The organism is Lelliottia sp. SL45, from assembly GCF_026672535.1.
GTDB lineage: Bacteria > Pseudomonadota > Gammaproteobacteria > Enterobacterales > Enterobacteriaceae > Enterobacter > Enterobacter nimipressuralis.
In genome coordinates, this window is sequence record NZ_JAPPRH010000010.1 from 1 (window position 1) to 20,691 (window position 20,691).

At 52.0% G+C, this 20,691-nt stretch carries 21 protein-coding genes and 1 pseudogene; 8 read left to right on the plus strand and 14 right to left on the minus strand.

What is annotated here, in order from left to right; genetic code table 11:
• Positions 1 to 2,164 precede the first annotated feature (2,164 nt).
• Positions 2,165 to 2,611 carry a regulatory protein RecX gene (locus OVA10_RS23620; protein WP_202666606.1) on the plus strand — a complete coding sequence of 149 codons (447 nt, stop codon included), beginning with the start codon at positions 2,165 to 2,167 and terminating at the stop codon, positions 2,609 to 2,611.
• Positions 2,612 to 2,663: 52 nt separating this feature from the next.
• On the opposite strand, the gene OVA10_RS23625 is transcribed toward OVA10_RS23620, so the two are convergent.
• The 4 genes from OVA10_RS23625 to OVA10_RS23640 form a co-directional block, all read right to left on the minus strand.
• The gene (locus tag OVA10_RS23625) at positions 2,664 to 2,963 is read right to left on the minus strand and encodes a type II toxin-antitoxin system RelE/ParE family toxin (protein ID WP_268197034.1); all 300 of its coding nucleotides are present in this window, start codon (positions 2,961 to 2,963) and stop codon (positions 2,664 to 2,666) included.
• Positions 2,953 to 3,216 (minus strand): plasmid stabilization protein, encoded by a 264-nt coding sequence (locus tag OVA10_RS23630; protein WP_268197035.1) that lies wholly within the window; start codon positions 3,214 to 3,216, stop codon positions 2,953 to 2,955. The genes OVA10_RS23625 and OVA10_RS23630 overlap by 11 nt, the downstream gene beginning before the upstream one ends.
• Positions 3,217 to 3,667: 451 nt before the next feature.
• A complete protein-coding gene (locus OVA10_RS23635; RefSeq protein ID WP_268197036.1) occupies positions 3,668 to 3,898 on the minus strand; it encodes a hypothetical protein in 231 nt (76 codons plus the stop codon).
• Positions 3,899 to 3,913: 15 nt separating this feature from the next.
• The gene (locus OVA10_RS23640; RefSeq protein WP_268197037.1) at positions 3,914 to 4,150 is read right to left on the minus strand and encodes a helix-turn-helix domain-containing protein; all 237 of its coding nucleotides are present in this window, start codon (positions 4,148 to 4,150) and stop codon (positions 3,914 to 3,916) included.
• Between the two features lie 125 nt (positions 4,151 to 4,275).
• Here OVA10_RS23640 and OVA10_RS23645 point away from each other — a divergent pair, with 125 nt between their 5' ends.
• Positions 4,276 to 4,917 carry a hypothetical protein gene (locus OVA10_RS23645; protein ID WP_268197038.1) on the plus strand — a complete coding sequence of 214 codons (642 nt, stop codon included), beginning with the start codon at positions 4,276 to 4,278 and terminating at the stop codon, positions 4,915 to 4,917.
• Between the two features lie 1,128 nt (positions 4,918 to 6,045).
• Here OVA10_RS23645 and OVA10_RS23650 read toward each other — a convergent pair.
• The 3 genes from OVA10_RS23650 to OVA10_RS23660 form a co-directional block, all read right to left on the minus strand.
• The gene (locus OVA10_RS23650; RefSeq protein WP_202666598.1) at positions 6,046 to 6,450 is read right to left on the minus strand and encodes a hypothetical protein; all 405 of its coding nucleotides are present in this window, start codon (positions 6,448 to 6,450) and stop codon (positions 6,046 to 6,048) included.
• A gap of 212 nt (positions 6,451 to 6,662) precedes the next feature.
• Positions 6,663 to 6,908, minus strand: coding sequence for a hypothetical protein (locus OVA10_RS23655; RefSeq protein WP_202666599.1), 246 nt, complete (start codon positions 6,906 to 6,908; stop codon positions 6,663 to 6,665).
• Entirely contained in the window at positions 6,905 to 7,087 is a 183-nt protein-coding gene (locus OVA10_RS23660; protein ID WP_202666600.1) for a Rop family plasmid primer RNA-binding protein, read from the minus strand. Before OVA10_RS23660 ends, OVA10_RS23655 begins: the two co-directional genes overlap by 4 nt.
• Before the next feature lie 341 nt (positions 7,088 to 7,428).
• Here OVA10_RS23660 and OVA10_RS23665 point away from each other — a divergent pair, with 341 nt between their 5' ends.
• The 3 genes from OVA10_RS23665 to OVA10_RS23675 all read left to right on the plus strand — a co-directional run bounded on the left by OVA10_RS23665 (position 7,429) and on the right by OVA10_RS23675 (position 13,212).
• Entirely contained in the window at positions 7,429 to 10,029 is a 2,601-nt protein-coding gene (locus tag OVA10_RS23665) for a hypothetical protein (protein WP_326493409.1), read from the plus strand.
• A 2-nt stretch (positions 10,030 to 10,031) separates the two neighbouring features.
• Positions 10,032 to 10,433, plus strand: coding sequence for a hypothetical protein (locus tag OVA10_RS23670; RefSeq protein ID WP_268197039.1), 402 nt, complete (start codon positions 10,032 to 10,034; stop codon positions 10,431 to 10,433).
• A 2,332-nt stretch (positions 10,434 to 12,765) separates the two neighbouring features.
• The gene (locus OVA10_RS23675) at positions 12,766 to 13,212 is read left to right on the plus strand and encodes a regulatory protein RecX (RefSeq protein WP_202666606.1); all 447 of its coding nucleotides are present in this window, start codon (positions 12,766 to 12,768) and stop codon (positions 13,210 to 13,212) included.
• Between the two features lie 52 nt (positions 13,213 to 13,264).
• Here the strand turns inward: OVA10_RS23675 and OVA10_RS23680 are convergent, their stop codons facing one another.
• The 4 genes from OVA10_RS23680 to OVA10_RS23695 all read right to left on the minus strand — a co-directional run bounded on the left by OVA10_RS23680 (position 13,265) and on the right by OVA10_RS23695 (position 14,751).
• Positions 13,265 to 13,564 (minus strand): type II toxin-antitoxin system RelE/ParE family toxin, encoded by a 300-nt coding sequence (locus OVA10_RS23680; RefSeq protein ID WP_268197034.1) that lies wholly within the window; start codon positions 13,562 to 13,564, stop codon positions 13,265 to 13,267.
• A complete protein-coding gene (locus OVA10_RS23685; protein WP_268197035.1) occupies positions 13,554 to 13,817 on the minus strand; it encodes a plasmid stabilization protein in 264 nt (87 codons plus the stop codon). The genes OVA10_RS23680 and OVA10_RS23685 overlap by 11 nt, the downstream gene beginning before the upstream one ends.
• A 451-nt stretch (positions 13,818 to 14,268) precedes the next feature.
• On the minus strand, positions 14,269 to 14,499 hold the full coding sequence (locus OVA10_RS23690; protein WP_268197036.1) for a hypothetical protein: 231 nt from the start codon (positions 14,497 to 14,499) through the stop codon (positions 14,269 to 14,271).
• A 15-nt stretch (positions 14,500 to 14,514) separates the two neighbouring features.
• Positions 14,515 to 14,751, minus strand: a complete 237-nt coding sequence (locus tag OVA10_RS23695; RefSeq protein ID WP_268197037.1) for a helix-turn-helix domain-containing protein — start codon at positions 14,749 to 14,751, stop codon at positions 14,515 to 14,517.
• A gap of 124 nt (positions 14,752 to 14,875) precedes the next feature.
• On the opposite strand from OVA10_RS23695, the gene OVA10_RS23700 reads away from it, so the two are divergent.
• The gene (locus OVA10_RS23700; protein ID WP_268197038.1) at positions 14,876 to 15,517 is read left to right on the plus strand and encodes a hypothetical protein; all 642 of its coding nucleotides are present in this window, start codon (positions 14,876 to 14,878) and stop codon (positions 15,515 to 15,517) included.
• Positions 15,518 to 16,645: 1,128 nt separating this feature from the next.
• On the opposite strand, the gene OVA10_RS23705 is transcribed toward OVA10_RS23700, so the two are convergent.
• The 3 genes and pseudogenes from OVA10_RS23705 to OVA10_RS23715 form a co-directional block, all read right to left on the minus strand.
• Positions 16,646 to 17,050 (minus strand): hypothetical protein, encoded by a 405-nt coding sequence (locus tag OVA10_RS23705; protein ID WP_202666598.1) that lies wholly within the window; start codon positions 17,048 to 17,050, stop codon positions 16,646 to 16,648.
• 212 nt (positions 17,051 to 17,262) lie between these two features.
• Positions 17,263 to 17,508: a hypothetical protein gene (locus OVA10_RS23710; RefSeq protein ID WP_202666599.1), complete on the minus strand. Its 246-nt coding sequence runs from the start codon at positions 17,506 to 17,508 to the stop codon at positions 17,263 to 17,265.
• Positions 17,509 to 17,548: 40 nt separating this feature from the next.
• A pseudogene (locus OVA10_RS23715) lies at positions 17,549 to 17,692 on the minus strand (Rop family plasmid primer RNA-binding protein); the annotation flags it as partial.
• Positions 17,693 to 18,044: 352 nt separating this feature from the next.
• On the opposite strand from OVA10_RS23715, the gene OVA10_RS23720 reads away from it, so the two are divergent.
• Both OVA10_RS23720 and OVA10_RS23725 read left to right on the plus strand, forming a co-directional pair.
• Positions 18,045 to 20,156 carry a hypothetical protein gene (locus tag OVA10_RS23720; RefSeq protein ID WP_268197040.1) on the plus strand — a complete coding sequence of 704 codons (2,112 nt, stop codon included), beginning with the start codon at positions 18,045 to 18,047 and terminating at the stop codon, positions 20,154 to 20,156.
• Positions 20,114 to 20,632, plus strand: coding sequence for a hypothetical protein (locus OVA10_RS23725; protein ID WP_268197041.1), 519 nt, complete (start codon positions 20,114 to 20,116; stop codon positions 20,630 to 20,632). Before OVA10_RS23720 ends, OVA10_RS23725 begins: the two co-directional genes overlap by 43 nt.
• The last annotated feature ends 59 nt before the right edge of the window (positions 20,633 to 20,691 follow it).

A 20,691-nucleotide genomic window follows, 5' to 3' on the forward strand; every position in this document is an offset into this window, starting at 1 on the left:
TCTTTCAGTGTAGCCGTAGTCAGGCACATACTTCAAGACCTCTCTAAATATCTCTCTCGTATACCTCCTGTTACCAGTGGCTGCTGCCAGTGGTGTTTTTGCGTGCTTTTCCGGGTGGGATCATGTGACCAGTCCCCGGAACAGGCGCAGCAGTCAGGGACGAGACGGCAAGGGTGCAGAGTCCAGCCAGGAACGCTCCATCTGTACAGACCTGAGAGCCATGCGTGGTGTGAGATAACGCGGCAATAACAGCGGAAAAGGCTTCGGGGAACGGGACAGAAGGGGTGCAGGAAGGCGCACCGGGGTAATGTGAAGGGCGACCGCACATTGCTGAAATCCTGCTGAGTTCATCCCCTCGACCGTGACGCATTTTTTTGCGGCCAGCGAGGGGGAACTTCTGTAAACGGCCAACAGTTGCGACAGCGCTGGGGGGAGGGGGGGTTGTCTTTAAGGGAAGTTGCGTCTGCAGTACTGTCTTTCCCCTGTGAGAGAGTTCGCAGTGCCCGCCGCAGTCTCACGGCCGGAGCGCAGCGACCTAGTGAGCGAGGAGGCGCAATATCACCTTTTACCATCATGCTCTTACGCGCCGGTGCTGACGCTGAACATTTCCTCTGCCGACGTAAACGGCACTACACCGCACCCGCCTGCGGTTTACACATGCACATATTTTACGTTTTCAGTCTCACTGTCCTAATCCCTGAACACAGCGCCAGCTCTGGCCTTATTCGATTTTCTTCCTCAAATCTGAAAACTGAATCTTTGCGAAAAATTAAGCAAAAAATGCCGCTTTTTGATCAAAGTCCGTATGTGCTCACGAAAAACGGAATGCGTTATTCCTTTAAAATCAGGGTGATCCCCCTCTTTTCCGTGAGATTTAACATTTTGCATAAACACGCTATTCACTTTTAAAATCGCCTTTAATCAACGGGATATCTGCTTTTCAGACTTGCTGTTTTTTGACACTCACCGTGACCGTTCGCCACCATGATGACGGGGATTTTTTGTGAGCGGGTGACAACTCAGGACTGCGGGAACCTTAACAAAACTTAACATCTGAACGGTGAATACTGCGCAGAAGCTAAACCCTGACATTTCTGTACAGCCAGACTGCGGATCGTGCGCACATTTTCCCGCAGGCGAAACCGATACGTTACACTTCGATTCACATCAAACCCTTACCAGCAAAGGGATACCGGAAACACCGCGCTGCGAATTGGGCTTCGATCTCCGGGGTGCGAAACGCGCTGCGAATTGAACTGCGAATCTGGCTGCGAGATGCACAGCTTGCGAAGCCGTGCGCAATATCGATAGCCCATTCTGTTTCGTCCGTTGCGGAAGGGGATTTCTGAGTGACAGAGCAGGGCATCTGAAAAGCTGAAAATGTTTATACCCCTGTTAACATGTTAATACCCTGCCAGCCCAGAAATGGCGCGGCAATCAGCGCTGGCCTGTAAACATGTTTATACCCCCTGAACGGGGATTTTTTCTGCGCATGAGGGGGCGGGCGGTGTACGCAGGGGGGGACGTGCGATCGTATAACCCCCCCCACCTCCGAAAAGGTACTTTCCAGCATTTGAGAGCACCGGGGGTGCAAAACTCGCACGGATTCACTATTTATGGGATTTTTTAAGGGGGGGGTTGTTGTTTTGTCATTTTACTCCAGCGCTTGCCCTGTGCGGACTTCAAAAAAAAATACAACAACCTGAGGTGCTTTGGATGCAGCCATGTACCGCCGTCCCTATCTTTTCGCGCCTTACTGGTTTTTACATACCCGGAATCACGGGTATGTAGAATTTTCGTCAAGGTTACGTGGAAGCTACGAAAGTTTCGTAGTTCAAAAAGCGAGCTAAAAAGCAGAGCACTTTGATTTTTGTTGTACACATGGTTGTACCCATTTTGATTTAGCGAATAAAAAAATACTTTTAAATCAATGTTGTTGGCGCTGTGTTTGTCTTTCACATCAAGAAAATTAAATGCGCTATCAGGACGATTTAACGGGACTCATGCCTGCACGATGGTCTGATTACGCCATTCACGCGTCTGGTGACGGGTGTTATGTTTAAACGCTCCACCTTCCGGCGTCGCACCTGAAAGACGCGACAAAAGAGCAACGAATCGCGGTGGCCGACCGTCACGCGATACCTGAACAGAAAAAAGGGACGAAATGACACCTGAAGCACTGTATGAGCACGCCGTGACCCTGCTTGCCAGAAAGGACTACAGTCATGGCGAAATGCGCAGGGTTCTGCATACGATGACGGATGACGTTATGACGGTGGAAACGGCTCTGCTGCGTCTTCTGGAGTCCGGGTATATCGATGACCGCCGTCTTGCTGAAAATCTGCTGTCTCGCTTTCTGCGTAAGGAGTATGGCCCGTCCCGTATCAGGATGGAGTTCAGGCAGAAGGGGATTGAACAGGGCGTCGCTGAAAGTGCCCTTGGCGATACTGCGGCTGACTGGTTTGCCATGGCCTCTGAAAGCCGCCGTAAAAAGTTTGGCGATGCTCTGCCGTCAGACCCGAAGGAGAAAGCACGGCAGATGCGGTTTCTGCAAAGTCGCGGCTTCACGATGGAGATGATCATTGAGGCCATTACGCCCGCAAAAGACTGACGCACTGCGCTTGTGACGACCACGCAATGAATTGCCTGGTCGTCACCGGTTATCAGCGAATGGGGTGGGGATTCTGACGCTGGCCGACCACGGCCAGAACCCGGAATTTCTGCGCCGGATCATTCACATCATAGAGAACATGCTGCCCCATCAGGCTAATCCGGCGAACGTCCTCGCCATAGCGTACGTCCACTTCGTAGAGTCGCGGGAAGTCGGCCAGTTTGTCTGCGGCCGCGAGAACGCGATCGGTGACGTTCCGCGCATCCCACAGCGAGGAATTTTCCGCGATATAGTCAAACAGCGCCGTTACGTCCTCGATGGCTCCTTGCTTCCATTCCACGTCATACGGCATCGCGCAGTTCCTGATAGCGACTATGCAGCCGCTGGCGGAGTTGCTCCGTGGTCATACCCGGGCGCGTGTCCGCGCGGGCGGCAGTCACTTTGGCGCGAACCTGATCTTCATATTCGGCCTGGGCCAGCTCTTCGTTAGCCAGACGCTGCAACAGTGCCGCCTTATCCGGGCCACCTTCCGGCAGTATGCGGGGCAGGCTTTCGGCCAGTTCGCGCAGGAAGTTGGCGTTTTCGTAGTGTGTGGTATTGCTCATTGCGGAGCCTCCCGGGTTGATGCGTCGATATGATGGAGTTTAGCAGGGGGATACCCGGAAAAATATGGAAAACCGGCACTGGGGAGCGTTACCCCGGGGGGCGAAACGGATGAAAACAGAGCTTTAACCTGGCAATTTATGCCAAACGGCACATCATGCACCTGGCTGCATAGCCATGCATACCCCACAAAATTCACCAGCGCGTTTCTGACGCGTTTTTGCAGTGCAGGCTGTGGTTTTCATCGGCTTCGGCCTTAAATCGCCCTGAGCGCGTTTTAGCGGTGCCGATAAGAGATGTTATGGTAAATTCAGGTTACAAACACAATTAAGTTGTTGAGTCTGAGCTACAAAGAAATACTTAAGAAGATAAAAGCCCGAGAAAGCGGGCTTTCAGAAAGATAATTTACACGCGAAGCTCAAAATACTTTGGAGCTGGTTTACAAGTCTGTTTTTATAGTTCAAATACTACACAGCCTTTTCCGGCTGCAGCAATTCTTACCAGTTGATCTGTAGATTTCGAGTCAATACCGTAAAGGGCTAGTGTCGCTTTATTAGAGTGTGTTGTATTAGCCATCGCTGCTGCGATTCTAACCAACTGATCTGTAGATTTTGATGATGCTTCTAGCCTTATCCCGCCTCCAGCAGCGGCAATCCTAACTAGCTGATCTGTAGATTTTGACATGGGTATTCCTTTTCTTTAACTGGATGGTGGCATTAATTGACTGATTTTTTGTTCCGCAAACTTGAGCTCTTGCTGGAGCTGGTTTATCTGGATCATGTAAGTCGCTTCTTTTACCCATTGGGAAATGGTGCTTTGGGATACGTTGAAAAACGCTGCTGCCTTACATTGACTCGCCCCATACTTTCTAGTCATTAGGTAAGCTAAAGCCTTGACTTGATTGTGAGTCATTCCTGCATTCATGTTATCAAACATACGAAAAAAAACCTTTTTTGATTCGATATTATTCGATAATATTCGATAAACCCTTAGGTGTAAACAAGACGGGTGCAGTAATTTACTATTGGTTGTAGTTGACGGAATAAACGGGTTGGTAGGCTATGGTTCAGGCAGTAAGAAACTTATGGGTATGGAATGTCACTGTATATGATACCGATAGTAAAACTTATACAGACCCAGTTTCGGGAAAAGAGTATGCGCTGTCTCATCTATCTGGAATCGATAATCATAGTATGAAGTTCGAAACCAAAATTAAGCAAGAGAAGGTGAAAGGAAGTATCGATGTTATGGTGGTTTTTGATCATCATTGCTATACGAGGGAAAAGAACTCCACTGATACGCTCCCAGTACTTGTAACTGATAAATATGATGACGGTACGCAAAAAGAGAGAGTTTTTGATCTCTCTCGTTACGAATTCACATTTAACTTATTGAATATTATCAAAAATATTGACCACAAGCTTTGCCTCGGCAGTCGGCGAAATTTGAAAGCTAACAAGGTCATTAGGGTCGAACATCGAGATAAAAGAAATCCAATCAAAGGTACTTATATTGTGATGAAAATGAAGCGTCTTTCATCAGATTCGATGGGTTTTACTTTGTATGTTGAGACATGCCATGCGAGAAACAACATGCCTCCAGGAATGGATCTTTCTGATGTTGAAAGAAAGCATATGTTGATACTTGGTGATTGGCTTAAAGTACAGCACGAAGATGTAATTGCAGAAACAAAAAAGCCCTGATAAACAGGGCTTTTTTGTTGAACCTCGGCTGCGCTTCTTCAGGTATAAACCTTATCCCAAGCGGCTGTCAGAAGTTTCCTTCCCGCCAACGGACCACATAATGTGGCGACATATTAGCACCCGGAGTATGTTCCTCCAGATTGCAGCTGATGCTAAGTACAACACCAATTTATACTGCTAATGAGCATATTGCAAGTGGGGCGCTAATAGTGGTGCTGATGGAAACTATCTCCTTGAGATCGCGCAGTCTACGTCGTAAGCTTTGCCCAGAAACGAAAAAACCACCCGGCAAGGTGGTTTTTTCGAAGGTTCGCAAGAGTTGACGCTCTTTTGAACCGCGGTAACTGGCTTGGAGGAGCACAGTCACCAAAACTGTCTTTTCAGTGTAGCCTTATCGCACCAGAAACTTCAAGACTCTCCTCCTCTAAACCTGTTACCAGTGGCTGCTGCCAGTGGCGCTTTGCCGTGTCTTTCCGGGTTGGACTCAAGACGATAGTTACCGGACAAGGCGCAGCAGTCGGACTGAACGGGGGGGTCGTGCATACAGTCCAGCTTGGAGCGAACTGCCTACCCGGAACTGAGTGTCAGGCGTGGAATGAGACAAACGCGGCCATAACAGCGGAATGACACCGGTAAACCGAAAGGCAGGAACAGGAGAGCGCACGAGGGAGCCGCCAGGGGGAAACGCCTGGTATCTTTATAGTCCTGTCGGGTTTCGCCACCACTGATTTGAGCGTCAGATTTCGTGATGCTTGTCAGGGGGGCGGAGCCTATGGAAAAACGGCAACGCCGCATCCTTTTTCCGGCTTCCCTTATTCGAGTGATATCCCTTTATCGCATCATTCGTAAGCAGATAACGCCCGCCGCAGTCTCACGGCAGGAGCGCAGCGACCGGGTGAGCGAGGAGGCGTAAGAGTGCCTGAACCCGCATTCCGCACGTACGCACCGTATCCGCTCCCTGCTGTGTTTTCCCCGTCCGGGAGAGGTGCCTGACTTTCTGCGTCAGGGGGCTTTAACGGGGGCTAAAAACATTCATTATTTAAGAAAGGCTTTATTTTTCAGATGTTTGTTATTCTTTTCGCACTCCCCTACAGGGAGGGGCTTTTTCCCGGCATGGCTCCCGCCGCCCTACAGCAGCCATTCTGCGGCCTTCCAGACCACCACCGTGAACAGCGATACCAGGACCGCCATACCCGCCAACCGCACCCCGTTTTTTGTCCCGGCTGATTTTACTGCCGCTCCCGTCGCCTCAATATCACGCAGCAGCGCCTCCTGCTCCGTTCTGGCAGCCGCAAGCCGGACGGTGAACATTTCCATCGTCCTGCTCACCTCCGCCTCGAGCCTCTGCGCCCTGGACTCCAGGCTGGCAACCTCCCGCTGCGCCAGGGAGAGCACCTTTTCGCCGTGGATGTCTGAGATGGTCGCCCGGAGGTATTCGGTCAGGGTCAGATTCTGGCTGCCCGCTGCGGCTTCGAGCTTGCGCCTTAACTCCGCCGAAACCCGCAGGCTGATGGTTGTACTTTTTTCGCTCATAGCGTGCCCGTTTACGCGTGTTTTCGTCACGTCTACACCAGATAAATCAGGCATTCAAGGCTGTATTACGCGTAAATCCGTGCAAACAAAACAGGCACGCTGACGATGTTTACAAACCCCCTTCCGGGGCTGTGCAAAATCGCGTGCCAAAGGGTGCCCCTTTGAAACCCAAAACCGGCTACCCTGAACGGGTATCACAACCCGAAAGGGCGTTATCGTGGCTGTGTCAGGTATTTCCGGGCCAGCCTGATGCGGCGTGCCTGGTAAATTTCGCTCATGGCCTGCGTCTGGGTTGCGCCAGCGCCCATCAGGCTGACCATATGCTTCATGTCGGCGGCCGTGAGGGTGTAAACGTGACGCTGAATAAGTTCTCTTGCGCGCTGTTCGATAATCCCGGCCTCCATCATGGCGGCCAGAAGCCGCCTGTCGGTTTTGTTGAGTTTGTGGGATGTGCTCATGCCCTGCCCTCCAGCGCCCCGGTTAGGTGGTCACACAGGGCTTCGGCGAGTTCGTGGAGCCGCTCGCACTCGCTGGCCTGTTCGTCGAGGTCAAGCCCGTCCAGCTTTTCGAGCAGGAGCAGGGACTGGGTTTTGATAAATTTCGCCATGTTCAGTACGGCGGCGTGTTGCTTGTTCATGGTCACGTTTCCGCGTGTCGTGTGGGTTTCTGCCCCGGATTGTACCGCACGCGTTCCGGGATATAACCCACCCCCGCTAAAAACGCCTGTAATCGCCTCCGGGCGCTTTTTGGGGTGAGGCGTAGGGTTTTGTGGTTAAGGCGTTAAACGTCCGGCAGGTGGCTTTACGCTGCGTTTCATCGTGGGCGTGAGCCGCTCCGTCAGTTTTCGCTCCCGTCTCCTCCCTGAGTCCCTCATAATCTTGCTCCGGGGGGCGCTGCAGGTATGATGCGGCAACCGTCATCCGGGGGGCGTGAAAGCCGCCCGCGCTGGCCAGACATGCCCCGACGGGCAGCACACACATGGAAAAATTTATGTCAGCAATACTACCAAAAATCAGTTATCCGGTGCCGTCGGACAGGAACGGCACCGCGTTTTCGTCAGTGGAAGACCTGCTCGCCGTTCTCGGCCGTGAAAGTTCGGGGCAGTATCTGGTGGGAAGTCAGGGGATGTGGCACGGTGGCATTCACATTACGGATGCCACCGTGCCGTGGTGCGCGCTGAGCACCGACAGCGAGGAGGAAAGGGCGTATCTCCGGCAGCCTTACAGGGGAGAGCAGTTCATCCGGTGCATGGCGGACGGTGAGATAGTTGCCTGGCGCGTATGTAAGGACTATGAGAGCGCAGCGATTGAATGGCGTGGTGAAAAGCTGCTCCTTTCGACATCCTTCGTGCTGGTCAGGCACCGGGTTGAGCCGGGCGATACGCCTGCGAGCGGGCTGACGTTTTACACCCTGTACATGCAGCTTGCTCCCTTTGCCGCGTACGCCGCGCAGGGAGAGGGGCTGGAGCGAAAAAACAGGGACGCTCAGCGCTACTACGCCAGCGCAGACGACGTGCTTGCCGGGAGGGCGGGCGGCACGCTGGCGAAAGACACGGTTGTTACCCTGAGTGACAATATCATTACCCGTCACAGCGACGGCCGCCAGTTCACGGAGGTGACGATGGCCGCAGAGACGAAGAACGCAGCGGGCATCACGGTACCGGCCGGGACGAAGGTCTGGACGGTATCCGACAGGGGCTTCCTGACCTCCGCCACGCCGTCAGTCGCCCCGCCGTCATGGTGGGCTAACTGCTCGCCGCCCTACGTTTCTCAGCCCGCAGGCAGCGTCAGCTGCACCGCCCGCACGAACTGGAATTATTACCTGAGCAGTGACGACGTGCTGCAGGGGGCAAATGCGGGTGCGCTGACTGCGGGTTTCCCGCTGACGTATGAGCCGGGCAATACCGCGCAGCAGGTGACGCGACCGGGTAAAACCCCGGACGAGGCTTCGCGCATGTTTAGCCTGGTCACGCTGGGGCGAGACGTTGACAGGCTGAAAAAGGGCGACCGTGTCTGGGTGGTGTCTGACGGTGACAGCCTGACGCCGGAGGCGGCAACGGCCTCCGGCGAGCATCCTGTTTTTGGTGACGTTGTTGTGCCGCCCGTTCCGGTCAGGATTAGCGCCGGCGAAAGCATAGGGCATATGGGTTTTCACCAGTTGCCGGAGGAGAACGGCAGGCGGTCACGCTATCAGGTTCACATCGAGTGCCTGAGCACGGACGAGGGTTTGCCGACGTTTCTGACGAACCCGGAGGGGGCGGGCGAGCAGTCACCGGCGTTCCTTAAGTATCCGGAAGGCGCGACGCTGTTTGCCAGAAATAGCGAGGGCGGGATGGAGGACAGCAGACGCAAAACGAAGGCGCCGGGCATTCTGACCCTGAGCAGGGTGCCGGTGCTGGAGGAAGAGGGTCAGCCTGCGTATTACCAGATACGGCCGGAAGGTGGCTGGGTTGCAGCGGAAGATATTCAGACGCTTTCGCAGTATGCACTGGCAGAGCGTGGATTTGTGGCGGTGAACAAGGCCGGGGTGAGCTTTGACCTGATTGACGGAAGCCTGCAACCGGATAACCTGGTGAAGGTCATTCTGGAAGAGCTGCATAAGGCGGCCAGGGAAGAGACGCGGCCGGGGTACGTTCTGAATCAGTATAACTACCAGCGGCTGCTGGAGCAGATAGACAGCAACAGGGACGGGTATTACTCGATGGAAGAGTATCTTCAGGCAATTCACATCGTTTCTTACCGTGACCGTCTGCAGCGGATTATAGCGAAGCACGCGAGCGAGTGGTATTACGGCAAGGATGATGCGCTGTGGAAGGGGTATCTGGATAAGATGAAGCAGGACGCGCCGCTGTGGCACGCATACACGGAGGCGTTTATCGATAAGATGGGATGGATGAAGAAAGTGCCAGGCATGGTAGCGGAGCCGTGGCACATGCATCCTGTGGTGTTTCTTGATGCTATAGCGATGAATTCTAAGATGTGGGTGCTGGGTACAACGTCAGAACACTATGAGTCCGGTGGAAGAGGGCCTGGCGTTGTGTCTTCAGGGCGGGGGGATCATGGGGGAGCTTCGTATGGATGCTATCAGTTATCTTCTAAACTAGGCGTTGTTCAGGATTATATTCAGCAATCAAAATATAAAGATAGGCTCACTGGTTTGCAGGTTGGGGTACAAGAATTTGATACTGAGTGGAAAAAGATAGCTAGCGAGCATAAAGAGGAGTTTGCTCACGAACAATATCTTTTTATAAAGAAAACTCATTATGAAGTACAGTTAGGGTTTCTGGCTAAAAAAGGGATTAATATAAATCATAAGAGAGCAGCTATACATGACATGATATGGTCTACTTCAGTCCAATACGGACCATACACAGACATTATAATTAAAGCCACAAAAGAACTTTCTTTTGAAAATGCTACTGACGCTCAAATTATAACTGCGGTGCAAGATTATAAGTACGCGCATGTAGAAACAAAATTCTCTAGTTCCCGTACTCTTTGGCCTGGTCTGAAGGATAGAGCCATAAGTGAGAAAACCAAATTATTGGATTTGACTCAATATAATTATGAGGTTGAGTGATTATGAGATTTTTTAATTTCATTGGTGTGACTGTCTTTGTAATTTCTTTTTCTGCATTCTCACACAATGTGAGTAAATATAGTAAAGAGTACACTGATTGTGTATCTAAGACAGTCAGTAACCCTATGTCAACGGAGTGTGTTGATTCAGAGATAAATGCACAGGACAAGTCAATAGAATTATTCATTGGTAAGCATAATGATATAACCTCTCCAGAGGATGGTAATATTGTAGAACTCAAATTATTTACTGATAATCAGCGTAAATACATTGATGAAAAGTGTGACTTGTGGTTGAGGGTTGGAGGGCAAAATGGAATGCTTTTAAATAAACAGTGTGTTTTGGATGAGACGATTTCGCTTAAAAATTTGTTGTCTGACTTTGTTAGTTCTGTTGATGGTTAATTAAATCATGCGGAGGATCTTCTTGAGATCCTCCAAGGATCGTCGTAGTCTCTTGCCCTGTAAACGAAAAAACCCGCCGGAAGGCGGGTTGGTTCGGGTTCGTTGAGCTGGTAACTCTTCGAAACCGGACGGTAACTGGGTATACGAGACCGCAGAAACCAAAACAGTTCTTTCAGTGTAGCCGTAGTCAGGCACATACTTCAAGACCTCTCTAAATATCTCTCTCGTATACCTCCTGTTACCAGTGGCTGCTGCCAGTGGTGTTTTTGCGTGCTTTTCCGGGTGGGATCATGTGACCAGTCCCCGGAACAGGCGCAGCAGTCAGGGACGAGACGGCAAGGGTGCAGAGTCCAGCCAGGAACGCTCCATCTGTACAGACCTGAGAGCCATGCGTGGTGTGAGATAACGCGGCAATAACAGCGGAAAAGGCTTCGGGGAACGGGACAGAAGGGGTGCAGGAAGGCGCACCGGGGTAATGTGAAGGGCGACCGCACATTGCTGAAATCCTGCTGAGTTCATCCCCTCGACCGTGACGCATTTTTTTGCGGCCAGCGAGGGGGAACTTCTGTAAACGGCCAACAGTTGCGACAGCGCTGGGGGGAGGGGGGGTTGTCTTTAAGGGAAGTTGCGTCTGCAGTACTGTCTTTCCCCTGTGAGAGAGTTCGCAGTGCCCGCCGCAGTCTCACGGCCGGAGCGCAGCGACCTAGTGAGCGAGGAGGCGCAATATCACCTTTTTACCATCATGCTCTTACGCGCCGGTGCTGACGCTGAACATTTCCTCTGCCGACGTAAACGGCACTACACCGCACCCGCCTGCGGTTTACACATGCACATATTTTACGTTTTCAGTCTCACTGTCCTAATCCCTGAACACAGCGCCAGCTCTGGCCTTATTCGATTTTCTTCCTCAAATCTGAAAACTGAATCTTTGCGAAAAATTAAGCAAAAAATGCCGCTTTTTGATCAAAGTCCGTATGTGCTCACGAAAAACGGAATGCGTTATTCCTTTAAAATCAGGGTGATCCCCTCTTTTCCGTGAGATTTAACATTTTGCATAAACACGCTATTCACTTTTAAAATCGCCTTTAATCAACGGGATATCTGCTTTTCAGACTTGCTGTTTTTTGACACTCACCGTGACCGTTCGCCACCATGATGACGGGGATTTTTTGTGAGCGGGTGACAACTCAGGACTGCGGGAACCTTAACAAAACTTAACATCTGAACGGTGAATACTGCGCAGAAGCTAAACCCTGACATTTCTGTACAGCCAGACTGCGGATCGTGCGCACATTTTCCCGCAGGCGAAACCGATACGTTACACTTCGATTCACATCAAACCCTTACCAGCAAAGGGATACCGGAAACACCGCGCTGCGAATTGGGCTTCGATCTCCGGGGTGCGAAACGCGCTGCGAATTGAACTGCGAATCTGGCTGCGAGATGCACAGCTTGCGAAGCCGTGCGCAATATCGATAGCCCATTCTGTTTCGTCCGTTGCGGAAGGGGATTTCTGAGTGACAGAGCAGGGCATCTGAAAAGCTGAAAATGTTTATACCCCTGTTAACATGTTAATACCCTGCCAGCCCAGAAATGGCGCGGCAATCAGCGCTGGCCTGTAAACATGTTTATACCCCCTGAACGGGGATTTTTTCTGCGCATGAGGGGGCGGGCGGTGTACGCAGGGGGGGACGTGCGATCGTATAACCCCCCCCACCTCCGAAAAGGTACTTTCCAGCATTTGAGAGCACCGGGGGTGCAAAACTCGCACGGATTCACTATTTATGGGATTTTTTAAGGGGGGGGTTGTTGTTTTGTCATTTTACTCCAGCGCTTGCCCTGTGCGGACTTCAAAAAAAAATACAACAACCTGAGGTGCTTTGGATGCAGCCATGTACCGCCGTCCCTATCTTTTCGCGCCTTACTGGTTTTTACATACCCGGAATCACGGGTATGTAGAATTTTCGTCAAGGTTACGTGGAAGCTACGAAAGTTTCGTAGTTCAAAAAGCGAGCTAAAAAGCAGAGCACTTTGATTTTTGTTGTACACATGGTTGTACCCATTTTGATTTAGCGAATAAAAAAATACTTTTAAATCAATGTTGTTGGCGCTGTGTTTGTCTTTCACATCAAGAAAATTAAATGCGCTATCAGGACGATTTAACGGGACTCATGCCTGCACGATGGTCTGATTACGCCATTCACGCGTCTGGTGACGGGTGTTATGTTTAAACGCTCCACCTTCCGGCGTCGCACCTGAAAGACGCGACAAAAGAGCAACGAATCGCGGTGGCCGACCGTCACGCGATACCTGAACAGAAAAAAGGGACGAAATGACACCTGAAGCACTGTATGAGCACGCCGTGACCCTGCTTGCCAGAAAGGACTACAGTCATGGCGAAATGCGCAGGGTTCTGCATACGATGACGGATGACGTTATGACGGTGGAAACGGCTCTGCTGCGTCTTCTGGAGTCCGGGTATATCGATGACCGCCGTCTTGCTGAAAATCTGCTGTCTCGCTTTCTGCGTAAGGAGTATGGCCCGTCCCGTATCAGGATGGAGTTCAGGCAGAAGGGGATTGAACAGGGCGTCGCTGAAAGTGCCCTTGGCGATACTGCGGCTGACTGGTTTGCCATGGCCTCTGAAAGCCGCCGTAAAAAGTTTGGCGATGCTCTGCCGTCAGACCCGAAGGAGAAAGCACGGCAGATGCGGTTTCTGCAAAGTCGCGGCTTCACGATGGAGATGATCATTGAGGCCATTACGCCCGCAAAAGACTGACGCACTGCGCTTGTGACGACCACGCAATGAATTGCCTGGTCGTCACCGGTTATCAGCGAATGGGGTGGGGATTCTGACGCTGGCCGACCACGGCCAGAACCCGGAATTTCTGCGCCGGATCATTCACATCATAGAGAACATGCTGCCCCATCAGGCTAATCCGGCGAACGTCCTCGCCATAGCGTACGTCCACTTCGTAGAGTCGCGGGAAGTCGGCCAGTTTGTCTGCGGCCGCGAGAACGCGATCGGTGACGTTCCGCGCATCCCACAGCGAGGAATTTTCCGCGATATAGTCAAACAGCGCCGTTACGTCCTCGATGGCTCCTTGCTTCCATTCCACGTCATACGGCATCGCGCAGTTCCTGATAGCGACTATGCAGCCGCTGGCGGAGTTGCTCCGTGGTCATACCCGGGCGCGTGTCCGCGCGGGCGGCAGTCACTTTGGCGCGAACCTGATCTTCATATTCGGCCTGGGCCAGCTCTTCGTTAGCCAGACGCTGCAACAGTGCCGCCTTATCCGGGCCACCTTCCGGCAGTATGCGGGGCAGGCTTTCGGCCAGTTCGCGCAGGAAGTTGGCGTTTTCGTAGTGTGTGGTATTGCTCATTGCGGAGCCTCCCGGGTTGATGCGTCGATATGATGGAGTTTAGCAGGGGGATACCCGGAAAAATATGGAAAACCGGCACTGGGGAGCGTTACCCCGGGGGGCGAAACGGATGAAAACAGAGCTTTAACCTGGCAATTTATGCCAAACGGCACATCATGCACCTGGCTGCATAGCCATGCATACCCCACAAAATTCACCAGCGCGTTTCTGACGCGTTTTTGCAGTGCAGGCTGTGGTTTTCATCGGCTTCGGCCTTAAATCGCCCTGAGCGCGTTTTAGCGGTGCCGATAAGAGATGTTATGGTAAATTCAGGTTACAAACACAATTAAGTTGTTGAGTCTGAGCTACAAAGAAATACTTAAGAAGATAAAAGCCCGAGAAAGCGGGCTTTCAGAAAGATAATTTACACGCGAAGCTCAAAATACTTTGGAGCTGGTTTACAAGTCTGTTTTTATAGTTCAAATACTACACAGCCTTTTCCGGCTGCAGCAATTCTTACCAGTTGATCTGTAGATTTCGAGTCAATACCGTAAAGGGCTAGTGTCGCTTTATTAGAGTGTGTTGTATTAGCCATCGCTGCTGCGATTCTAACCAACTGATCTGTAGATTTTGATGATGCTTCTAGCCTTATCCCGCCTCCAGCAGCGGCAATCCTAACTAGCTGATCTGTAGATTTTGACATGGGTATTCCTTTTCTTTAACTGGATGGTGGCATTAATTGACTGATTTTTTGTTCCGCAAACTTGAGCTCTTGCTGGAGCTGGTTTATCTGGATCATGTAAGTCGCTTCTTTTACCCATTGGGAAATGGTGCTTTGGGATACGTTGAAAAACGCTGCTGCCTTACATTGACTCGCCCCATACTTTCTAGTCATTAGGTAAGCTAAAGCCTTGACTTGATTGTGAGTCATTCCTGCATTCATGTTATCAAACATACGAAAAAAAACCTTTTTGATTCGATATTATTCGATAATATTCGATAAACCCTTAGGTGTAAACAAGACGGGTGCAGTAATTTACTATTGGTTGTAGTTGACGGAATAAACGGGTTGGTAGGCTATGGTTCAGGCAGTAAGAAACTTATGGGTATGGAATGTCACTGTATATGATACCGATAGTAAAACTTATACAGACCCAGTTTCGGGAAAAGAGTATGCGCTGTCTCATCTATCTGGAATCGATAATCATAGTATGAAGTTCGAAACCAAAATTAAGCAAGAGAAGGTGAAAGGAAGTATCGATGTTATGGTGGTTTTTGATCATCATTGCTATACGAGGGAAAAGAACTCCACTGATACGCTCCCAGTACTTGTAACTGATAAATATGATGACGGTACGCAAAAAGAGAGAGTTTTTGATCTCTCTCGTTACGAATTCACATTTAACTTATTGAATATTATCAAAAATATTGACCACAAGCTTTGCCTCGGCAGTCGGCGAAATTTGAAAGCTAACAAGGTCATTAGGGTCGAACATCGAGATAAAAGAAATCCAATCAAAGGTACTTATATTGTGATGAAAATGAAGCGTCTTTCATCAGATTCGATGGGTTTTACTTTGTATGTTGAGACATGCCATGCGAGAAACAACATGCCTCCAGGAATGGATCTTTCTGATGTTGAAAGAAAGCATATGTTGATACTTGGTGATTGGCTTAAAGTACAGCACGAAGATGTAATTGCAGAAACAAAAAAGCCCTGATAAACAGGGCTTTTTTGTTGAACCTCGGCTGCGCTTCTTCAGGTATAAACCTTATCCCAAGCGGCTGTCAGAAGTTTCCTTCCCGCCAACGGACCACATAATGTGGCGACATATTAGCACCCGGAGTATGTTCCTCCAGATTGCAGCTGATGCTAAGTACAACACCAATTTATACTGCTAATGAGCATATTGCAAGTGGGGCGCTAATAGTGGTGCTGATGGAAACTATCTCCTTGAGATCGCGCAGTCTACGTCGTAAGCTTTGCCCAGAAACGAAAAAACCACCCGGCAAGGTGGTTTTTTCGAAGGTTCGCAAGAGTTGACGCTCTTTTGAACCGCGGTAACTGGCTTGGAGGAGCACAGTCACCAAAACTGTCTTTTCAGTGTAGCCTTATCGCACCAGAAACTTCAAGACTCTCCTCCTCTAAACCTGTTACCAGTGGCTGCTGCCAGTGGCGCTTTGCCGTGTCTTTCCGGGTTGGACTCAAGACGATAGTTACCGGACAAGGCGCAGCAGTCGGACTGAACGGGGGGGTCGTGCATACAGTCCAGCTTGGAGCGAACTGCCTACCCGGAACTGAGTGTCAGGCGTGGAATGAGACAAACGCGGCCATAACAGCGGAATGACACCGGTAAACCGAAAGGCAGGAACAGGAGAGCGCACGAGGGAGCCGCCAGGGGGAAACGCCTGGTATCTTTATAGTCCTGTCGGGTTTCGCCACCACTGATTTGAGCGTCAGATTTCGTGATGCTTGTCAGGGGGGCGGAGCCTATGGAAAAACGGCAACGCCGCATCCTTTTTCCGGCTTCCCTTATTCGAGTGATATCCCTTTATCGCATCATTCGTAAGCAGATAACGCCCGCCGCAGTCTCACGGCAGGAGCGCAGCGACCGGGTGAGCGAGGAGGCGTAAGAGTGCCTGAACCCGCATTCCGCACGTACGCACCGTATCCGCTCCCTGCTGTGTTTTCCCCGTCCGGGAGAGGTGCCTGACTTTCTGCGTCAGGGGGCTTTAACGGGGGCTAAAAACATTCATTATTTAAGAAAGGCTTTATTTTTCAGATGTTTGTTATTCTTTTCGCACTCCCCTACAGGGAGGGGCTTTTTCCCGGCATGGCTCCCGCCGCCCTACAGCAGCCATTCTGCGGCCTTCCAGACCACCACCGTGAACAGCGATACCAGGACCGCCATACCCGCCAACCGCACCCCGTTTTTTGTCCCGGCTGATTTTACTGCCGCTCCCGTCGCCTCAATATCACGCAGCAGCGCCTCCTGCTCCGTTCTGGCAGCCGCAAGCCGGACGGTGAACATTTCCATCGTCCTGCTCACCTCCGCCTCGAGCCTCTGCGCCCTGGACTCCAGGCTGGCAACCTCCCGCTGCGCCAGGGAGAGCACCTTTTCGCCGTGGATGTCTGAGATGGTCGCCCGGAGGTATTCGGTCAGGGTCAGATTCTGGCTGCCCGCTGCGGCTTCGAGCTTGCGCCTTAACTCCGCCGAAACCCGCAGGCTGATGGTTGTACTTTTTTCGCTCATAGCGTGCCCGTTTACGCGTGTTTTCGTCACGTCTACACCAGATAAATCAGGCATTCAAGGCTGTATTACGCGTAAATCCGTGCAAACAAAACAGGCACGCTGACGATGTTTACAAACCCCCTTCCGGGGCTGTGCAAAATCGCGTGCCAAAGGGTGCCCCTTTGAAACCCAAAACCGGCTACCCTGAACGGGTATCACAACCCGAAAGGGCGTTATCGTGGCTGTGTCAGGTATTTCCGGGCCAGCCTGATGCGGCGTGCCTGGTAAATTTCGCTCATGGCCTGCGTCTGGGTTGCGCCAGCGCCCATCAGGCTGACCATATGCTTCATGTCGGCGGCCGTGAGGGTGTAAACGTGACGCTGAATAAGTTCTCTTGCGCGCTGTTCGATAATCCCGGCCTCCATCATGGCGGCCAGAAGCCGCCTGTCGGTTTTGTTGAGTTTGTGGGATGTGCTCATGCCCTGCCCTGCCCTCCAGCGCCCCGGTTAGGTGGTCACACAGGGCTTCGGCGAGTTCGTGGAGCCGCTCGCACTCGCTGGCCTGTTCGTCGAGGTCAAGCCCGTCCAGCTTTTCGAGCAGGAGCAGGGACTGGGTTTTGATAAATTTCGCCATGTTCAGTACGGCGGCGTGTTGCTTGTTCATGGTCACGTTTCCGCGTGTCGTGTGGGTTTCTGCCCCGGATTGTACCGCACGCGTTCCGGGATATAACCCACCCCCGCTAAAAACGCCTGTAATCGCCTCCGGGCGCTTTTTGGGGTGAGGCGTAGGGTTTTGTGGTTAAGGCGTTAAACGTCCGGCAGGTGGCTTTACGCTGCGTTTCATCGTGGGCGTGAGCCGCTCCGTCAGTTTTCGCTCCCGTCTCCTCCCTGAGTCCCTCATAATCTTGCTCCGGGGGGCGCTGCAGGTATGATGCGGCAACCGTCATCCGGGGGCGTGAAAGCCGCCCGCGCTGGCCAGACATGCCCCGACGGGCAGCACACACATGGAAAAATTTATGTCAGCAATACTACCAAAAATCAGTTATCCGGTGCCGTCGGACAGGAACGGCACCGCGTTTTCGTCAGTGGAAGACCTGCTCGCCGTTCTCGGCCGTGAAAGTTCGGGGCAGTATCTGGTGGGAAGTCAGGGGATGTGGCACGGTGGCATTCACATTACGGATGCCACCGTGCCGTGGTGCGCGCTGAGCACCGACAGCGAGGAGGAAAGGGCGTATCTCCGGCAGCCTTACAGGGGAGAGCAGTTCATCCGGTGCATGGCGGACGGTGAGATAGTTGCCTGGCGCGTATGTAAGGACTATGAGAGCGCAGCGATTGAATGGCGTGGTGAAAAGCTGCTCCTTTCGACATCCTTCGTGCTGGTCAGGCACCGGGTTGAGCCGGGCGATACGCCTGCGAGCGGGCTGACGTTTTACACCCTGTACATGCAGCTTGCTCCCTTTGCCGCGTACGCCGCGCAGGGAGAGGGGCTGGAGCGAAAAAACAGGGACGCTCAGCGCTACTACGCCAGCGCAGACGACGTGCTTGCCGGGAGGGCGGGCGGCACGCTGGCGAAAGACACGGTTGTTACCCTGAGTGACAATATCATTACCCGTCACAGCGACGGCCGCCAGTTCACGGAGGTGACGATGGCCGCAGAGACGAAGAACGCAGCGGGCATCACGGTACCGGCCGGGACGAAGGTCTGGACGGTATCCGACAGGGGCTTCCTGACCTCCGCCACGCCGTCAGTCGCCCCGCCGTCATGGTGGGCTAACTGCTCGCCGCCCTACGTTTCTCAGCCCGCAGGCAGCGTCAGCTGCACCGCCCGCACGAACTGGAATTATTACCTGAGCAGTGACGACGTGCTGCAGGGGGCAAATGCGGGTGCGCTGACTGCGGGTTTCCCGCTGACGTATGAGCCGGGCAATACCGCGCAGCAGGTGACGCGACCGGGTAAAACCCCGGACGAGGCTTCGCGCATGTTTAGCCTGGTCACGCTGGGGCGAGACGTTGACAGGCTGAAAAAGGGCGACCGTGTCTGGGTGGTGTCTGACGGTGACAGCCTGACGCCGGAGGCGGCAACGGCCTCCGGCGAGCATCCTGTTTTTGGTGACGTTGTTGTGCCGCCCGTTCCGGTCAGGATTAGCGCCGGCGAAAGCATAGGGCATATGGGTTTTCACCAGTTGCCGGAGGAGAACGGCAGGCGGTCACGCTATCAGGTTCACATCGAGTGCCTGAGCACGGACGAGGGTTTGCCGACGTTTCTGACGAACCCGGAGGGGGCGGGCGAGCAGTCACCGGCGTTCCTTAAGTATCCGGAAGGCGCGACGCTGTTTGCCAGAAATAGCGAGGGCGGGATGGAGGACAGCAGACGCAAAACGAAGGCGCCGGGCATTCTGACCCTGAGCAGGGTGCCGGTGCTGGAGGAAGAGGGTCAGCCTGCGTATTACCAGATACGGCCGGAAGGTGGCTGGGTTGCAGCGGAAGATATTCAGACGCTTTCGCAGTATGCACTGGCAGAGCGTGGATTTGTGGCGGTGAACAAGGCCGGGGTGAGCTTTGACCTGATTGACGGAAGCCTGCAACCGGATAACCTGGTGAAGGTCATTCTGGAAGAGCTGCATAAGGCGGCCAGGGAAGAGACGCGGCCGGGGTACGTTCTGAATCAGTATAACTACCAGCGGCTGCTGGAGCAGATAGACAGCAACAGGGACGGGTATTACTCGATGGAAGAGTATCTTCAGGCAATTCACATCGTTTCTTACCGTGACCGTCTGCAGCGGATTATAGCGAAGCACGCGAGCGAGTGGTATTACGGCAAGGATGATGCGCTGTGGAAGGGGTATCTGGATAAGATGAAGCAGGACGCGCCGCTGTGGCACGCATACACGGAGGCGTTTATCGATAAGATGGGATGGATGAAGAAAGTGCCAGGCATGGTAGCGGAGCCGTGGCACATGCATCCTGTGGTGTTTCTTGATGCTATAGCGATGAATTCTAAGATGTGGGTGCTGGGTACAACGTCAGAACACTATGAGTCCGGTGGAAGAGGGCCTGGCGTTGTGTCTTCAGGGCGGGGGATCATTTGGGAGCTTCGTATGGATGCTATCAGTTATCTTCTAAACTAGGCGTTGTTCAGGATTATATTCAGCAATCAAAATATAAAGATAGGCTCACTGGTTTGCAGGTTGGGGTACAAGAATTTGATACTGAGTGGAAAAAGATAGCTAGCGAGCATAAAGAGGAGTTTGCTCACGAACAATATCTTTTTATAAAGAAAACTCATTATGAAGTACAGTTAGGGTTTCTGGCTAAAAAAGGGATTAATATAAATCATAAGAGAGCAGCTATACATGACATGATATGGTCTACTTCAGTCCAATACGGACCATACACAGACATTATAATTAAAGCCACAAAAGAACTTTCTTTTGAAAATGCTACTGACGCTCAAATTATAACTGCGGTGCAAGATTATAAGTACGCGCATGTAGAAACAAAATTCTCTAGTTCCCGTACTCTTTGGCCTGGTCTGAAGGATAGAGCCATAAGTGAGAAAACCAAATTATTGGATTTGACTCAATATAATTATGAGGTTGAGTGATTATGAGATTTTTAATTTCATTGGTGTGACTGTCTTTGTAATTTCTTTTTCTGAATATA

Excerpts from the sequence above, each read along its gene's own strand:
- OVA10_RS23655 (WP_202666599.1), bottom strand. The coding sequence starts at position 6,908 with ATGAGCACATCCCACAAACTCAACAAAACCGACAGGCGGCTTCTGGCC.
- OVA10_RS23660 (WP_202666600.1), bottom strand. The coding sequence starts at position 7,087 with ATGAACAAGCAACACGCCGCCGTACTGAACATGGCGAAATTTATCAAA.
- OVA10_RS23680 (WP_268197034.1), bottom strand. The coding sequence starts at position 13,564 with ATGCCGTATGACGTGGAATGGAAGCAAGGAGCCATCGAGGACGTAACG.
- OVA10_RS23685 (WP_268197035.1), bottom strand. The coding sequence starts at position 13,817 with ATGAGCAATACCACACACTACGAAAACGCCAACTTCCTGCGCGAACTG.
- OVA10_RS23675 (WP_202666606.1), top strand. The coding sequence starts at position 12,766 with ATGACACCTGAAGCACTGTATGAGCACGCCGTGACCCTGCTTGCCAGA.
- OVA10_RS23665 (WP_326493409.1), top strand. The coding sequence starts at position 7,429 with ATGGAAAAATTTATGTCAGCAATACTACCAAAAATCAGTTATCCGGTG.
- OVA10_RS23695 (WP_268197037.1), bottom strand. The coding sequence starts at position 14,751 with ATGTTTGATAACATGAATGCAGGAATGACTCACAATCAAGTCAAGGCT.
- OVA10_RS23705 (WP_202666598.1), bottom strand. The coding sequence starts at position 17,050 with ATGAGCGAAAAAAGTACAACCATCAGCCTGCGGGTTTCGGCGGAGTTA.
- OVA10_RS23690 (WP_268197036.1), bottom strand. The coding sequence starts at position 14,499 with ATGTCAAAATCTACAGATCAGCTAGTTAGGATTGCCGCTGCTGGAGGC.
- OVA10_RS23700 (WP_268197038.1), top strand. The coding sequence starts at position 14,876 with ATGGTTCAGGCAGTAAGAAACTTATGGGTATGGAATGTCACTGTATAT.
- OVA10_RS23630 (WP_268197035.1), bottom strand. The coding sequence starts at position 3,216 with ATGAGCAATACCACACACTACGAAAACGCCAACTTCCTGCGCGAACTG.
- OVA10_RS23670 (WP_268197039.1), top strand. The coding sequence starts at position 10,032 with ATGAGATTTTTTAATTTCATTGGTGTGACTGTCTTTGTAATTTCTTTT.
- OVA10_RS23635 (WP_268197036.1), bottom strand. The coding sequence starts at position 3,898 with ATGTCAAAATCTACAGATCAGCTAGTTAGGATTGCCGCTGCTGGAGGC.
- OVA10_RS23720 (WP_268197040.1), top strand. The coding sequence starts at position 18,045 with ATGTCAGCAATACTACCAAAAATCAGTTATCCGGTGCCGTCGGACAGG.
- OVA10_RS23620 (WP_202666606.1), top strand. The coding sequence starts at position 2,165 with ATGACACCTGAAGCACTGTATGAGCACGCCGTGACCCTGCTTGCCAGA.
- OVA10_RS23640 (WP_268197037.1), bottom strand. The coding sequence starts at position 4,150 with ATGTTTGATAACATGAATGCAGGAATGACTCACAATCAAGTCAAGGCT.
- OVA10_RS23710 (WP_202666599.1), bottom strand. The coding sequence starts at position 17,508 with ATGAGCACATCCCACAAACTCAACAAAACCGACAGGCGGCTTCTGGCC.
- OVA10_RS23650 (WP_202666598.1), bottom strand. The coding sequence starts at position 6,450 with ATGAGCGAAAAAAGTACAACCATCAGCCTGCGGGTTTCGGCGGAGTTA.
- OVA10_RS23625 (WP_268197034.1), bottom strand. The coding sequence starts at position 2,963 with ATGCCGTATGACGTGGAATGGAAGCAAGGAGCCATCGAGGACGTAACG.
- OVA10_RS23645 (WP_268197038.1), top strand. The coding sequence starts at position 4,276 with ATGGTTCAGGCAGTAAGAAACTTATGGGTATGGAATGTCACTGTATAT.